We start from the raw sequence: 16,378 nt of genomic DNA, 5'->3' as shown, positions 1-16,378 counted from the left end.
TGAGTCGCGGGGGTGAGTCGGGTAGCGTCGCGGCTCCTTCGTGAAATCCTTGCGTACGCCGCTTGAACGCCCCGCATGGCTTCTTCGCGCGCTCCTCGTGGGCGCCGGGCTTTGCTCCGCCTCGGCGCTGGCGTCCACGACGATCAACCACCAGTTCACGGCCGCGACGATCAACCCCGGCGACGTCTCCCAGTACCGGATCACGATCGCGAACAGCTCCCTCGTCCCGCTGACCGCGGCGGCGGTCACGGAGGTTCTGCCGGCCGCGATCACGATCGCGAGCCCGGCGAACATCACGAACACCTGCGGTTTCACGGTCAGCGCGGCGGCCCCGGGCACGTCCACGGTCTTCCTGACGGCCGGCACGATCCCGGCGGGCACCGGAACCGTGGACGGGCAGTGTTTCTTCCAGATCGACGTGACCGCGACGACCACGGGCAACCACGTCGCCACGATTCCCGCGAACACGACGCCGAACGCGACGACGAGCGGCTACACGGCGAAGGAAAGCGGCGTCGACATTTTCAACACGACTCCCGCGAGCGCGACGTTGTCCGTCAATGCGCTGGGCAACCCGACGGGAAGCAAGGCCTTCGTGCCTTCGCCCGCGATCGCGGGCGATCCCGTCACCCTCACGATCACGCTCGCGAACCCGAACGCGGGGGCGACGATCCCGCTCACGAGCTTCACGGACACGCTCCCCGCGGGGATGGTCGTCGCGAACCCTGCCGGCGCCTCGACGAGCTGCTCGGGCACGGGCTCTGTGAACGGGGTGCTGTCGCCCGCTCCGGCTCCGGGCGACGGGGCCGTGACGCTCGCCGGCGGCACGATCGGCCGAGGCGGCACCTGCACGATCACCGTGAAGGTGGTCGTCCCGGCGCTCGTGCCGACGTCCCAGGTGTTCACGAATCTGGTCGGCGCCGGCGCGATCGGGAACACGCGCGGCCTCACGAGTCCGGCCTTCAGCCAGCCCCTCACCGTCGCGACACCGATCGGCGTCACGAAGAGCTTCGCCACGCTGAACATCCCGGCCGGCCAGCCCTCGGTCATGACGCTCAGGATCAGCAACGCGAGCACCGCGAACGCGCTCGACATCACGAGCTTCACGGACGACCTGACCGGCACGACGCTGAAGGTCATGGACGCCACGAGCGTTCCGGCGACCCCGAACCCCGCCGTCGTCTGCACGGGCGTGGGCGCGGTGAACGGGACGCTCGCGGCGCCTGCGAACCTCATCAACCAGACGATCACGCTCACGGGGGCCAAGGCCGGCCCCGGGGGGAACTGCACGCTCACGATCTCCATGACGTCGACGGTGGACGGCGCCCACGTGAACACCGTGCCGGCGAACGCCGTCGTGAATCCGAAGAGCTTCGCGAGCCCCGGGCCCGTCACCGCGACGCTCACGGCAAACGCGCAGCTCACGGTGTCGAAGGCGGTCACCGTCACCAACGTCGCCCCGGGGCAGTGGACCCAGTTCACGGTCACGATCAACAACTTCTCGGGCGGGCCGGTCACGGGCGTGACGTTCAAGGACGTCCTGCCGAGGAACGGCACGAACCAGATGACGCTCTTCAACGCGGGGAGCGGCTTCTTCACGGCTCCGGCGCCGGGCTGCACCGGCGGCACGTTCACGGGCACGGACGCCGCGGGCGTCGACACGGGAGCGGCGCCCACGGCCGCGGATGCGGGCCTCCTCTGGACGGGCGGCACGATCGTGGCCGGCGTCGGCGCGAGCCCGGGCGTCTGCACGATCAGCATCTGGGCGCAGCTTCCCGCGACCGCGCCCACGGGGCTGACGTTCACGAACTCGATCCCGATCGGGAGCATCACGGGCACGGGGCCCGGGGGCGGCGTCGGGAATGTCAACGCGGGCAGCGTCAACGTCGTCTCCATCGCGTCCGGCGCGGTCACGAAAGCGTTTGCCCCCGCGGCGATCGCTCAGGGCCAGCAATCGACGCTCACGATCACGCTCTTCAACCGGACCGTGACGGCCCTGACGAGCGTCGCCCTGACCGACAATCTGCCCGCCGGCGTCACGCTCGCGGCGAACCCGGCCGCGACGAACACGTGCGGCGGCTCCCTGCAGGCCTTCCCGAACGACGTCGTCGTCAAGCTGACCGGAGGGACGGTGCCTGCGCGGCCGGTCGCCTCGCAGGAAGCGACCTGCGTGATCACCGTGAGGGTGACCGGGTCGACGCTGGGCGTGAAGACGAACACGATCAACCCGGCGGACTTCACGAACACGCAGGGCGTGACGATTCCCGCGGCGGTCTCGGCCAACCTCACGATCAACACGGGAGTGACGGGGACGAAGAGCTTCACCCCGGCGTCCGTCTCTTCCGGCGGCGTATCCCGCGTGAAGCTGACGGTCACGAACACGTCGAGCGGCGCGCTCACGAACGTCGCGGTGGACGACAACACCTTCAGCGCCGGTCTGACGGTGGCGAACCCGGCGAACGCGGCCACGAACTGCGCGGGCTCGCCGACGATGGTCGTCAACCCAGGGATCGCGCGCGCCCAGCTCCTCGGCGCGACGCTGAATGCCGGCGCCAGCTGCGATTTCTCCTTCGACGTCGTCACGAGCGGCGCCGGGCCGTGGAGTGACACCGTCCCGATCGGGAAGATCACGAGCGCCGAGGGTGCGTCCAACACTGCCGCCGTCACGGCGAATCTGACCGTCATCGCGGCCCAGATCAACATCAACAAGTCGTTCAACCCGGTCGTCGTGACGGGCGGGCAGCCGTCCATCCTCCAGATCGACGTGACGAACCCGTCGGCCTCGACGATCACGGGAGTCGGGTTCACGGACACGTTCCCGGTTGGCATCGTGATCTATTCGGTGCCGGGCGCCGGTACCACGTGCGCGGGCGGCATCGTGACGGCGCTCGCCGGAGACGGCAAGGTGCGCCTGACCGGAGCCACGCTTCCCCCGACCACGACGTGCCGGGTGACCGTGACGACGACGTCCACGCGCTTCCTGAACCTGACGAACACGATCCCGGCCGGCGCCGTCGTCAGCAACCAGGGGTACACGAACGCTACGGGTACGTCCGCGACGCTGTCCACGCTGCAGGGCCTGAACGTCCTCAAGGCCTTCTCGCCTGCATGGGTGGCCGTCGGGCAGGTCTCGACCCTCCATATGAGCCTCGTGAGCTCGTTCGATCCGAGCGCGCCGACGCCCCTCACGTTGCACGGCGTCACCTACACCGACACGCTGCCAAACGGCGTCTTCATCGCCGCCACGCCGAACGCGGCGACGACCTGCGCCGGGACCGGCCCTGGTGGCCTCGCGGTCGTGTCCACCGCCAACGGCGGGTCGAGCGGCTCCGTCACGTTCACGCAGGGCACGATCGCGCCCGGAACGAATTGCTCGATCACGGTCGACGTCGTGTCGAACACGCTGGGCGCCTACAACAACACGATCCCGGCGAACTCCGTCACGACCGACGAAGGCATCCCGAACCAGACCCCCGCGAACGCGACGCTCTTCGTCGTGACGAAGCCCACGGTCGCGAAGGCGTTCGCGAACCCGACGCGAAACCCCGGCCAGACCACGGTCCTGACGGTGACGATCACGAACGGCTCGGGCGTCCCGATCAACGGGGTCTCGCTCGTCGACACGCTTCCCGCGGGCGTCGCGATCGCGTCCGTGCCCGCGCCAGGCGGCACGTGCGCGACGACGGGCGGCGGCGTCGTGGCGGCCACCGCCGGCGGTGGAACGCTCTCCGTGACGGGCGCGACGATCGCGGCCGGGACGAGCTGCACGTTCTTCGCGACCGTCGTCTCGAACACCCCGGGCGTCTACATCAACAACATTCCCGCGGCGAGCATCGTCACGAACGAGGGCCTCTCGAACACGGGCCCCGCGCAGGCGACGCTCACCGTGAACGCGCCGCCCACCGTGGCCAAGGCGTTCAACCCGGTTTCCATCGCCGCCGGCGGGACGTCCACGCTGACGCTGACGCTCGGGAACACGAACGCGTCCGCGATCACGCTCTCGGCGCTGTTCACCGACGCCCTTCCGGGCAACGTGTTCGTGGCCGCGGCGCCAAACATCGTGAAGACCTGCACCGGCGTCGTCACGGCCGCGGCGGGCGCCACGAGCATCACGTACGCGAATGCCGCTCCGATTCCGGCGGGCGGATGCACGATCTCGGTGGACGTGACGTCCGGGACGCCGGGCGTCTACACGAACGTCGTCGCGGCCGGGCAGCTCTCGACGAGCGCCGGCGTCAACCAGCTGCCGGCCAGCGCCAGCCTCGCCGTCGGGCCCGGCGCCCTCGTGCCCCCGACGATGGCGAAGAGCTTCTCGCCAAACACGATCTTCACGGGGGACACGTCCGCGCTCACGATCGCCCTCGGAAACGCGAACGGCTCGGCCCTGACGCTGAGCGGCGCCCTCAACGACAATATGCCGGCGGCCGTCACGGTGGCGGCCGTCCCGAACATCCGCGGGACGTGCACGGGCGCCGTGACGGCGGCGGGCGGCCTCGTCACCTACGCGGCCGGCTCCACGATTCCAGCGGGCGGCTGCACGATCATCGTGGACGTCACCTCTTCGACGCCCGGCCTCTTCGTGAACACGATCGCGGCCGGCGCGCTCGTCACGGACGGAGGCAGCCCGACGGTGGGCGCCCTCGCGGGCCTCCTCGTGAGGGCCCTGACGCCCCCCACGGTCCTGAAGTCGTTCAACCCCGGGACGATCAATCCGGGCGGCACGTCGACGCTGGCGATCATCCTCGGAAACGCGAACGCGTCGGCGCTCACGCTCTCGAGCCCGTTCACGGACACCCTGCCGGCAAACGTCTCCGTTGCCGCCTCCCCGAACGCCTCCACGACGTGCTCGGGCGGCGCCGTCTCGGCGGGGGCCGCGAGCGTCACGCTCACGGGCGGCGCCATCCAGCCGGGCGGCTGCACGGTCAGCGTGGACGTCACGTCCAACTTGCCCGGGGGGCCGTACGTGAACACGATCTCCGCAAACGCGCTTCAGACGAACGCGGGGAACAACGCGGCGCCGGCCACGGACCGCCTGTTCGTCAACCCGTTCCAGCCCCCAAGCGTCGCGAAGTCGTTCTCCCCGACCGTCATCGGCGCCGGAGGCGTCTCGAAGCTCTCCCTCACGATCTCGAACGGCAACCTGACGGCCGCCACGCTCACGGCCGACCTCGTGGACACGTTCCCCGGGCCGGGTCTCTTCATCGCGGCGCCGCCGAACCTCCTCCTCGGAAGCGGCTGTACGGCCGCCAGCGTCGTCGCGAACGCCGGCGCCACGACCCTGACGTACAAGAGCGGGGGAGCTCTGCCCGCAAACGGCGGTTGTTCGATCCAGGTGGACGTGACGTCCTCGACCGTGCGCTCGTACGTGAATCTGATCGCCATCGGCGCCGTCCAGACCACCGTGGGAAGCAACACGGTGGCGGCCTCGGCGACCCTCCAGGTCCTCGCGCTGCCCACGATCGCGAAAGCCTTCGCGCCGGCCTCGATCCCGCTCGGTGCGAGCTCCACGCTCACCCTGACGCTCGGCAACACGAACGCGGTCGCGCTGACCCTTGCGTCGGACTTCGTCGACACGCTGCCGGCGAATCTCGTGCTCGGCACGCCCGCGACCGTCGGCGGCTCGTGCGCATCGGCGAACGTCGTCGCGGCCGCCGGCGGCCCGAGCGTCACGTACAAGAGCGGGGCCTCGATTCCCGCGGGCGGCTGCACGATCACGGTGCCGGTGACCACGGCGCTGGCGGGCGGATACGACAACGTGATCGCCGCGGGCGCGCTCGTCACGACGATCGGCTCGAACCCGGCGGGAACGAGCGCCCATCTCGACGTCCTCTCGGCCGACCTCTCGATCACGAAGACGGACGGCACGCCGACGGCGGTGCCCGGGACGACGACGACGTACACGATCGTCGTCGCGAACGCCGGACCGAGCGCCGTCGTGAACGCGCCGGTCGCCGACACGATTCCCGCCGCGATCACGTCGGCGACGTGGACGTGCGCCGCGACGGCCGGGTCGAGCTGCGGCGCGGCGAGCGGAGCCGGAAACATCGCGTCGACCGTTTCTCTCCTGGCAGGCGGCACGGCGACCTACACACTCGTCGCGACGATTTCGCCTTCGGCGACGGGCTCGCTCGTGAACACGGCGACCGTCTCCGTCCCCGCGGGTGTGACCGATCCGAACCCGGGCAACAACTCCGCGACGGATACCGATACGCTGGCGCCTTCGGCGGACCTCTCGGTCGTCAAGACCGGCCCGGCGACGCTCGTCCCCGGCCAGAACGCCTCCTGGACGCTCACCGTGGCCAATGGAGGGCCGTCCACGGCGGTCACGGTCGCCCAGTCGGACACGCTGCCGCCCGGGACGACGTTCGTGTCGCTCGTTTCGCCCGGCGGCTGGGCGTGCGTCACGCCCGCGGTCGGTGCGGGAGGAACCGTCTCGTGCACGATCGCCTCGCTCGCGCCGCTCGCGTCCGGCGTCTTCACGCTCACCGTGAAGGTGAGCCCCTCCGTCCTGACCGGCACGGTCATCTCGAACACGGCGTCGGTGACGGCGGCGACGCCGGACCCGGTCCCGGGGAACAACAGCTCGACGACCACGGGCACCGCGGCCCCATCCGCGGACCTGTCGATCGCGAAGACCGGTCCCGCGACGGCGATTCCGGGTGGTCCGAACGTCGTCTTCACGACGGTCGTCACGAACAACGGTCCGTCCGACGCCCAGGCCGTGTCGGTCGGGGACCCGACCCCGGCCAATCTCACGTTCGTCTCGAACGCGGGCGCGTGCGCCACCGCCTTCCCGTGCAGCCTCGGGACGCTCGCCGCCGGGGCGACGACCACGATCACGACCACGTACTCCGTTCCGTCCGGCTACCCGGCCCCCGCGCCGATCGTCAACACGGCGACGGTCTCGTCGTCGACGCCCGATCCGACGCCCGGGAACAACACCTCGACGGCGACCGTCCTCGTTCCGAACGGCGTTGCCGACATCGCCGTGACGAAAACCGTCAGCAACCCGGCCCCGGCCGTCGGCACGAACGTGACGTTCACGATCACGGTTTCCGACCTCGGCCCGAGCGACGCGTCGGGGGTCGCCGTGACGGACGTCCTGCCGTCCGGCCTCGCGTTCGTCTCCGCGGCGCCGTCGCAGGGCGCCTACACGGCCGCGACGGGCGTCTGGACGGTCGGGAGCGTCGCGAACGGCGCGTCCGCCACGCTCGCGATCGTCGCGACGGTCACCCAGGCTGGCACGATCGTGAACACGGCGACGAAGACCGCAGGCGACCAGACGGACCCGAACCCGTCCAACAACTCGGGCTCGGCCGTCGTGAACGGCCCGCCCTCCGTGGCCGACATCCAGGTTCAGAAGACGGTCGACAACCCCACACCGACCGCCGGCTCGAACGTGACGTTTACTGTCAAGGTGCTCAATGCGGGCCCCTCGAACGCCACCGGCGTCGCCGTGACGGACGCATTGCCCCCCGGTCTCACGTTCGTGAGCGCGGCGCCCTCGGTCGGAGGCTACGTCCCGGGCACCGGCGTCTGGACGATCGGGAACCTCGCGAACGGCGCGTCCGCGACGCTTGCGATCACCGCGACGGTGACGGCGAACGGGACGTACGTGAACACCGCCCGGAAGACCGCGGAGAACGAGCTCGATCCGGACACGTCTAACGACAGTGCCGTCGCGGGCGTCGTTGCGGGCGGGGGCGGGTTGCCGCTCGCCGACCTCGGCATTCTGAAAACGGACTCGCCCGATCCGGTCCGCGCAGGCCAGAACCTCACGTACACGCTCGTGGTGACGAACCGCGGGCCGAACAACGCGACCGGCGTCACGGTGACCGACCCGCTGCCCGCCAGCGTCTCCCTCGTCTCGGCAACCGCCAGCCAGGGGGGCTGCAGCGGCACGACGACCGTCACGTGCCTCCTCGGCGGCCTTCCGGCGGGAAACAGCGCGACGATCTCGATCGTCGTGTCGGTGTCGGCGGCGGCCGTGCCGTCGATCACGAACACCGCGACGGTCTCGGCGAACGAAACCGACCCGAATCCCGGCGACAACTCGGCGACGGCACCCACGACGGTCGTTCCCGTCGCAGACGTCGGCCTCCTGAAGACCGTGTCGAACCCCGCGCCGCTCGTGACGCAGAGCTTCACGTTCACGGTGACGGCGACGAACAACGGGCCCTCGACGGCGAACGGCGTCGTCGTGACGGACGCCCTGCCCGCGAACCTCGGCTTCGTCTCGGCCGCTCCGTCGCAAGGGGCGTACGTTTCCGCGACGGGCGTCTGGACGGTCGGAACGCTCGCGAACGGCGCCTCGGCCACGCTCACGCTGACGGTCACGGCGCTCGCGCCGGGCGCGTTCACGAACACGGCCACGAAGACGGGCCAGACGGAGCTCGACCCGAACCCGGCGAACGACTCCGCGAGCGCCTCGGGCGGCGTCGGCGTGGTCGCCGACCTGACGATCGCCAAGACCCACGCGCCCTCGTCCTTCGTTCGGGGGTCGGCGGGGACGTTCACGCTGACGGTCTCGAACGTGGGAACGGGGCCGACGAACGCGCCCGTCACCGTGACGGACACGCTGCCTGCGGGCCTCACGCCCACGGCCGCCGCCGGCACCGGGTGGGCTTGCACGGTGACGGCGCCGAACGTCTCGTGCTCGCGCTCCGACGTCCTCACGGCCGGGGCCGCATGGCCCCCGATCTCCGTGACGGTGAACGTGCTCCAGTCGGCCGCGAACAGCGTCACGAACGCCGCACTGGTCAGTGGGGGCGGCGACGTGACGCCCGGCAACAACACGGGGACGGACGTCGTGCCGGTGGGCTCCAACGCGGACCTCGCGATCGTCAAGACCGGCCCCGCGAACGGGATCCCGGGCACGAACATCGTCTACACGCTCGTCGTGACGAACAACGGCCCCTCGGACGCTGCGGGCGTGGTCGTCGCCGACCCGACGCCGCCGAACCTCGCGTTCGTGTCGAACGCCGGCGCCTGCGCGACGCCGTTCCCGTGCGCGCTGGGAACGGTCCCCGTGGGCGCGTCGCGCACGATCACGACGACCTTCGCGATTCCCGCGAACTACACGGCGCCGAGCCCGATCGTGAACGCGGCCTCGGTGTCGTCCGCGACGCCCGACCCCAATCCGGCGAACGACGCTTCGAGCGCCTCGACGTCGGTCGCGGCGGACCTCGTCGTCGTCAAGTCCGTGGAGGCGCCCGCTCCGGGGAACCCCGATTTCATCAATTTCGTCATGGTCGTGACGAACCTGGGCCCCTCGACGGCGACGGGCGTCGTCCTCACGGATCCGCTTCCGGCGAGTGTCGTGTACCAGACGGTTTCGACGACGCAAGGGTCCTGCTCGGGGACCTCCACGATCACGTGCGCGCTCGGGACGCTCCCGAACGGCGGGAGCGCGACGGTGCGGGTCACGGTCCGGCCCGTGACTCCGTTGGCCCACGTCGTGAACACGGCGCGCGTCACGGGCGACCAGTTCGACCCGGACCCGACGAACGACGTGAGCTCGGCTTCGTACGGCGGAGCGGCCGACGTGCCGTCGCTTTCCGTCCTGGGCCTGATGCTCCTCGGCGCCGCCCTCGCGCTGGCCGGCGCGAAGGCGCTCGGCCGGGTCTGACTCAGCTCTCGACGCGCAGCTTGTTGTATGCGTCCAGCGCGGCGACCTTGTAGCACTCGGCGAACGTCGGGTAGTTGAAGACGGTGTCCACGAGGACGTCGAGCGTGCCGCCGAGCGCGATGAAGGCCTGGCCGATGTGGATGAGCTCGGTCGCGGCCGTCCCGAGGATGTGGACGCCGAGGAGCAGCCGCGTCTCGCGGTGGACGAGGATCTTCAGGAGGCCGATGTTGTCGCCCACGATCGCGCCGCGGGCGGTTTCCCGGAAGTGCGCGACGCCCGTCTCGTACGGGACGGCCCCCTTCGTGAGCTCCTCCTCCGTCTTCCCGACCATGGAGATCTCGGGGACGGAGTAGATCCCGTACGGAAAGAGGTGGGGGAGCGACGTGCACGGGACGCCGAACGCGTGGCACGAGGCGAGGCGTCCCTGCTCGGCCGACGTCGAGGCGAGCGCCGGAAAGCCGATGATGTCGCCGACGGCGTAGATGTGCGGCTGGGCCGTCTGGTAGTGCTCGTTGACCTTCAGGCGGCCGCGGTCGTCGGCCTCGAGGCCCGCGGCGGCGAGGTTCAGGGAGGCCGTCGCGCCGACGCGCCCGATGGAATAGAGCAGGAGATCCGCGCCGATCTTCTTGCCCGACTTCAGCGTCGCGGCCACATGGCCGGGCCTTTCGACGGCGATCACGTCGACTTCCTCGCCGAGGCGGAGGGTGCAGTTCAGCCTCCGCAGGAAGAACGAGAGGGCCTCGGCGATCTGGTCGTCCACGAAGTCGAGGAGGACGGGCCGCTTGTCTACGATCGTGACGTCGATCCCGAGCGCCGCGAACATCGAGGCGTACTCGACGCCGATGACGCCGGCTCCGATGACGAGGAGCGACTTCGGCAGCTTCTTGAGCGTGAGGATGCCGTCCGAGTCGATCACGGTCTCGCCGTCGACGGGGACCGGCGGCGGGGCCGGCTTCGTCCCGACTGCGATCACGACGTTCTCCGCCTCCACCTCGACGGCGCCCGCGGAGCCGGTCACGGTCAGCGTGTGCGGCCCCGTGAAGGCCGCGGCCCCGCCGAGGAGCGCGATCCCGTTGCGCTTCATCTGCGCGCGGATGACCTCGATCTCTCGCGCGATGACCTGGTTGCAGCGGAAGAGCAGGTCCTCCATCGTGACGTCGTCCTTCACGGAATAGGACGCGCCGTAGTTCGCGCGCTGGGCGATCCCGCTCAGGTAGAGGACGGCCTCGCGGAACGTCTTGGACGGGATCGTCCCCGTGTTCACGCAGACGCCGCCCACCATCTCTCGCTTCTCGCAGATCCCGACCTTCTTGCCGAGCTTGGCGGCCTGCACAGCCGCGCGCTGCCCGGCCGGGCCCGTGCCCAGGACGAAGAGATCGAACTTCTCCATGGTGGCGGGGATTCTACGGGCTCGTGTGAAGATCGCGCGATGCGCGCGGTCCTTTTCGACATGGACGGCGTCCTCGTCTTCAGCGAAGACGCGTGGTTCGCCGTCTACAACGAGACGCTCGCCCACTTCGGGCACGCGGAGATCTCCCGGGCGGCGTTCGACGAGATCTACGGCAACGGCACGGCGGCCGACCGCGACGCGTACATGCCCGAGCGGAGCGTGGCCGAGGTGGACGCGGCGTACGAGCGCCTCTTCGCGGCCCGGCTGGACCGGATCCGCCCGAATCCCGAGGCCGCGGACGTGCTGCGGGAGCTGCGGCGGATGGGCGTCGCGACGTCCGTGGCGACGAACACGAACCGGCCGCTCGCGAGCCGCATCCTCGAGGCGCAGGGCCTCCTCTCCCTCGTGGACGCCGTGACGGGCGCCGACGAGGCCGGGGCGGGGAAGCCCGACCCGGCCGTCGTGCGCCTCGCAGCCGAGAGGGCCGGCGCTCCCCTCGACGCCTGCGTCTTCGTGGGGGACTCGCGGTTCGACGAGGAGGCCGCCCGGCGGGCGCCGGTGCGCTTCCTGGGCTACAGGTACGGGTCCGGGGAGCGGGTCGAGTCCCTCGAGGCGGTGACCCGTCTCGCCGAGGCCGCCAGAACCCGCAGCCTCTCGGGTCCGTAAGAGAAGGACGCCATGCCCGCCGACTGGAAGAAGCTCGCTCAGGAAACCGCCCACTCCTTCGACCCGGACGAGGTGCACGGGATGTGGTCGGTCGACTGGCGGAGGGCGCGAGAGGCGTTCTTCGAGGACTACCGCCTCGAGATCGAGGCCGAGCCGCGCCGGTTCCGCCGGGGGCTCCGGAAGGCGAATGCCGTCGTCTACGGCCTCACCCGCCGCCTCGCGCCTCCCCGCCGGATCGTCTTCGCGTTCGTCCTCGTCCTCGTCGTCCTCGCGGTCCTCGAGCATGCCGCGGCGGATGGCCGGACGGGCTGGTCGCACTTCGCGCTCCTCGTCTGCGTTCTCGCCCTCATGTTTCTCCTCGCGATGGAGCTCGTGGACAAGCTCCACTTCAAGGACGAGCTCGTGATGGCGCGCGCGCTGCAGGCGCAGCTCGTGCCGCGCCCGCTGCCCGAGATCGGGTGCTTCGAGCTCGCGGGCGAGAGCCGCGTCGCGAACACCGTCGGCGGCGACCTGTACGCCTTCGAGCCGCTCCCGGGCGGCCGCGTCGCGGTCCTGTTCGGGGACGCGTCGGGCCACGGGATGGCGGCGGGCCTCGTGATGGCCGTGACGCACGCGGCCTTCCGGACGCAGCTCGGCATCGACGCCTCGCCCGCGGCCATGGCCGCGTCGCTCAACCGGGTCCTGTGCGAGACGGGCAGCTCGCGGTCCTTCTTCGCGGGGATCTGCGGCCTTCTCGAAGCCGACGGCGGGTTCACCGCGATCGTGGCCGGGCACCCGGCCGTCCTCCGGCTGGACGGCGAGGGCCGCCTGGTCGAACGGATCGGGAAGGGGTCGTATCCTCTCGGCATCAAGAAGACGACCGAGTGGACGCCCCTGTCGACGACGCTCGCGCCCGGCGAGACGCTGCTCTTCCACTCCGACGGCCTGCCCGAGGCGCGCGGCGAGAGCGGCGGGGAGTACGGCGACGCGCGCATCGAGGCGGTCGCGGCCGGCAAGAGCGGCGCGCGGCCCGGCGAGCTCGTCGCGGCCCTCACGGCCGACCTCGACCGGTTCCTCGGCCGCGTTCCGATCGACGACGACGTCTCGATCGCGGCGATCCGCCGCAAGCCGGCGTGACGGCCGGCGGCGGGCCGCGCCGCGGCGCCCTCCTGATCGCGGCCGCGGCGATCCTCTGGTCGACGGGCGGCCTCGCGATCAAGCTCGTGCCGCTCTCCGCCGTCGGCGTCGTCTTCTGGCGCTCGTTCGTGGCGGGGATCTTCCTCCTCGCCGTCTTCCGCCCCTCGCGCGCGAGGTGGCGGCACGCCGCGCCGTCCACGGTGATCGTCTACGCGCTGATGATCCTGACGTTCGTATCGGCGACGAAGATGACGACGGCCGCGAACGCGATCTTCCTGCAGTACACGGGGCCGCTCTACGTCCTGGCGCTCGGACCGTTCCTGCTGAAGGAGCCGTTCCGGAAGATCGACGCGGCGGCGGTCGCGGTGGCGCTGGGCGGCATGTCGCTGTTCTTCGTCGGGAAGCTCGACCCCGGCGCGCTGGCGGGAAACCTCGTCGCGGTCGTCTCGGGCGTCTTCTTCGGGTTGACGATCCTTCTCCTGCGCCGCGACGCCTCGGGGGACGCGATCCCGTCGGTCATCGCCGGCAACCTCGCCGCGGCCGCTCTCGCGCTGCCGTTCGCGTGGGGACACCTCGGGCTGGACGCCAAGGGTGCCCTCCTCGTTCTCTTCCTCGGCGTCGTCCAGCTCGGGATCAGCTATGTCCTCTTCGTGGGGGGGCTGAAGACCGTGCCGGCCGCGGAGGCCTCGCTCCTCGGGATGCTCGAGCCGATGTTCAACCCTCTGTGGGCGTTCCTCGGCCTCGGCGAACGGCCATCGACGTGGGCCGCGCTCGGCGGCGCGATCGTCCTCGCGGCGGTGGCGGGGCGGACGGTGCTCGGGGCGCGGTCGGGCAAGGCGGAGCCCGCGACGCCGCCGTCGCCGGACTGACATGCCGCGTTACGCCGCGTTCCTCAGGGCCGTGAACGTCGGCGGGCGCGTCGTGAAGAGCGACGCGCTGAAGAAGGCGTTCGAGGCTGCCGGCGCCACGGATCCGGAGACGTTCCTGGCCAGCGGGAACGTGGTTTTCTCTTCGAAAGTGTCCAGTGGACTCGAGGCGAAGCTCGCGAAGGCGCTCGCGGCTTCACTTTCCTTCGAAGTTCCCGTCTTCGTCCGCACTCTCGAAGAGGTTGCGGCCCTGGCCGCCCATCGCCCTTTCTCCGAAGCGGACGCCGCCCGCTTTCCGACCTACGTCATGGGATTCCTTTCGAAGGAACTCGACGCCGCAGGCGTCGAACGTCTTTCTCTTCTCTCGACGAAAGAAGACCGCTTCCACGTTCTCGGGCGCGACTTCTGGTGGCTCTCGAAGCACCACCAGGCCCGGCCCGGCGATCACGGGCCGGCAGCTCGAAAAGGCGCTCGGCCAGCCGACGACGCTCCGGAACGTGAACACGATCCGGAGGATGGCGGAGAGATTCGCATGAAGACGGACGTCGTCCTCCTGCCGGGGCTGCACGGTTCGACCGCGCTCTACGACGCGTTCGTCGCGCTCGCGCCGCCCTGGGCGCGGTGCGTGCCCGTCCCGCTTCCCACTCTCGGGAGCCAGTCGCTCGACGGCCTCGCGACGACGTTGGAGGCGGAGCTCAAGCGCCTGGAAGGATTCGTCCTCGTCGCGGAGTCGTTCTCGGGCCCGATCGCGGTGCGCCTCGCGGCTCGGCTCGGGCAGAAGGTGGCGCTCCTCGCGCTCTGCAACCCGCTCGTCGAGATGCCGGTGGCGCTGCCCGCCGGCCTCGCGGCTTCGGCCGCGAGCTGGCGGGGGATGCCGGCGTGGACGACCGCAGCGGTTCTCGCCGGCGGCGACCGCGCGCTCGGGAAGGCTGCGCTCGACGGGATCCGCGCCATCCCGCGAGAAGTCCTCGAGGCGCGCCTCGCCTCCGCGTTCACGGCGACGGCCGACGAGATCGCCCCGCTCCTCGCGGCGCCCCTCCTCGCGATCCTCGGAACGCGGGATCGCCTCGTCTCGCCCGCGCGCACGCGGGCGCTCCTCAAGGGTGTGCCGTTCGCAACGGTCGTCGAGCTCGACGCCCCGCACCTCGTCGTCCAGACGAAGCCGGCGGAAGTCTGGGCCGCGATATCGGACGAGTTCGAGTCCGCGGCCTAGGGCTGCTTCCGCCCGACGTTCCGGAGAAACGTGAAGTCCGCCGTCTCGTGCATGGTCTCGAGGCCGGTGAGGTCCCTCGCGTGGACCGCGACGGCCTTCATCGTGTAGAGCGAGACGTAGGGCAGCGACTCCGCCGCGCGGCGCTGGATCCCGGCGTAGAGCTCCTTTCGCGTTGCGCGGTCGACGATGCGCCGCGCCTCCTCGATCCAGCGGTCGACGTCGGGGTCGGCGTAGAACCCGCGGTTCCAGCCCTTCGGCGGGACGGACGTCGAGAGGAAAACCTCGTGGTAGTGGTCGGGGTCGACGATGCCCTGCCAGCGCAGCGAGAAGAGCTGGAAGTTCCCCTTCACGACGTCCTGGTAGAACGTCGCGAAGTCGTTCGAGCGGATCTTCGTCTCGACGCCCGCTTCCTTCCACTGCGCGGCGATCGCCGTCGCCTGCAGGATCGAGGTCTCGTCCGTGGACGTCTTGTAGGCCAGCGTCAAGCGCGGCTTCCCGCCGCCGGGATCCGGGAAGCCCGCCTCGTCGAGGAGGCGGCGCGCGGCGGCGAGGTCGCGCGCGAGCGGCGGGAGGCCGTCGAGCCGCGCCCAGTGCCCCGGCGGGAGGAGCGTCTCCGTCAGCTCCACCGTGTCGCGGAAGAGGCCGTGCGCGATCGCGCCGCGGTCGAGCGCGAGGGCGAGGGCCCGCCGCACCTTCGCGTTGCCGAGCACGGGGTCTCGGAAGTTGAACGCGAGGTACGCGTACGTCGAGCCGGGCCGGATCGTGACTGCGAGGCGCGGGCTTTCTCCGAGGCGCGGGAGGAGGTCGGGCGGGAGGTTGTTGAGCGAGAGGTCGAGCGAGCCATTCAGGAGCTCGAGGGCGCGCGTCGTCGCGTCCGGGACGACGCGCAGGACGAGGCGTGCGAGCTTCGCGTCGCCGCCGACGGCGCCGGCGAAGCGCGCGAAGACGACGCGGTCGTCCGCGCGCGCCTCGACGAACCGCCACGGGCCCGTCCCGACGGGCGCGGCGTCCGCCTGTTGCGGCGTCGTCCCGCGCGGCAGGATGCCGAGCAGGAGCTGGAGCGGGAAGGACGCGTACGGCTGCTTCAGCCGGAAGACGACGTCGAGGGGCGAGGGCGTCTCGATCGACTCGATGATCCGGAGCGGCTCCTTCTTGCCGCTCGCGAAGCCGTCCGCAAGGAGACTTTTGTAGGTGAACGCGACGTCGGCGGCTTCGCACGGGCGACCGTCGTGGAACTTCACGCCGCTCTTCAGGCGGAAGCGCCACGTCACCGCGTCGTCCGTCGACCAGGTCTCGGCGAGATCGGGCAGGAACTCGCCGCCGGCACCCTTCTTCAGGAGCGCGTCGTAGAGGACGTCGTGCGTGCGCCACGAGGCCTGGTCCGTTCCGACGCGCGGGTCGAAGTGGAGCGGCGAGGATTCGATTGCGACGACGAGGGAATCGAGAGGATTCTTCGAAGGTAAAGAGCGGCTGCAGCTCGCGGCGAGCAAAGCGCCGGC

General features: G+C 70.7%; 7 protein-coding genes. 5 read left to right on the top strand and 2 right to left on the bottom strand.

Features of this window, described 5'->3' with window-relative positions:
* Positions 1–97 precede the first annotated feature (97 nt).
* Positions 98–9,628: a DUF11 domain-containing protein gene (locus IPL89_04260; GenBank protein MBK9062398.1), complete on the top strand. Its 9,531-nt coding sequence runs from the start codon at positions 98–100 to the stop codon at positions 9,626–9,628.
* Position 9,629: 1 nt separating this feature from the next.
* Here the strand turns inward: IPL89_04260 and sthA are convergent, their stop codons facing one another.
* On the bottom strand, positions 9,630–11,018 hold the full coding sequence (gene sthA, locus IPL89_04255) for a Si-specific NAD(P)(+) transhydrogenase (protein ID MBK9062397.1): 1,389 nt from the start codon (positions 11,016–11,018) through the stop codon (positions 9,630–9,632).
* 39 nt (positions 11,019–11,057) lie between these two features.
* Between sthA and IPL89_04250 the strand changes: the two genes are divergently transcribed.
* From IPL89_04250 to IPL89_04235, 4 genes are read left to right on the top strand one after another with little or no spacing between them, the layout of a single operon-like run.
* Positions 11,058–11,684, top strand: coding sequence for an HAD family hydrolase (locus IPL89_04250; GenBank protein MBK9062396.1), 627 nt, complete (start codon positions 11,058–11,060; stop codon positions 11,682–11,684).
* A gap of 12 nt (positions 11,685–11,696) precedes the next feature.
* Positions 11,697–12,800, top strand: coding sequence for a serine/threonine-protein phosphatase (locus IPL89_04245; GenBank protein MBK9062395.1), 1,104 nt, complete (start codon positions 11,697–11,699; stop codon positions 12,798–12,800).
* Positions 12,797–13,669 carry an EamA family transporter gene (locus tag IPL89_04240; GenBank protein MBK9062394.1) on the top strand — a complete coding sequence of 291 codons (873 nt, stop codon included), beginning with the start codon at positions 12,797–12,799 and terminating at the stop codon, positions 13,667–13,669. The genes IPL89_04245 and IPL89_04240 overlap by 4 nt, the downstream gene beginning before the upstream one ends.
* A 1-nt stretch (position 13,670) precedes the next feature.
* Positions 13,671–14,879 (top strand): DUF1697 domain-containing protein, encoded by a 1,209-nt coding sequence (locus IPL89_04235; GenBank protein ID MBK9062393.1) that lies wholly within the window; start codon positions 13,671–13,673, stop codon positions 14,877–14,879.
* Here IPL89_04235 and IPL89_04230 read toward each other — a convergent pair.
* Positions 14,876–16,369, bottom strand: a complete 1,494-nt coding sequence (locus tag IPL89_04230) for an ABC transporter substrate-binding protein (GenBank protein MBK9062392.1) — start codon at positions 16,367–16,369, stop codon at positions 14,876–14,878. The genes IPL89_04235 and IPL89_04230 overlap by 4 nt on opposite strands.
* Positions 16,370–16,378: the final 9 nt, after the last annotated feature.

The sequence above is a fragment of the Acidobacteriota bacterium genome (assembly GCA_016716715.1).
Classification (GTDB): domain Bacteria; phylum Acidobacteriota; class Thermoanaerobaculia; order UBA5066; family UBA5066; genus Fen-183.
This window is presented reverse-complemented; position numbering and strand designations above follow the sequence as displayed.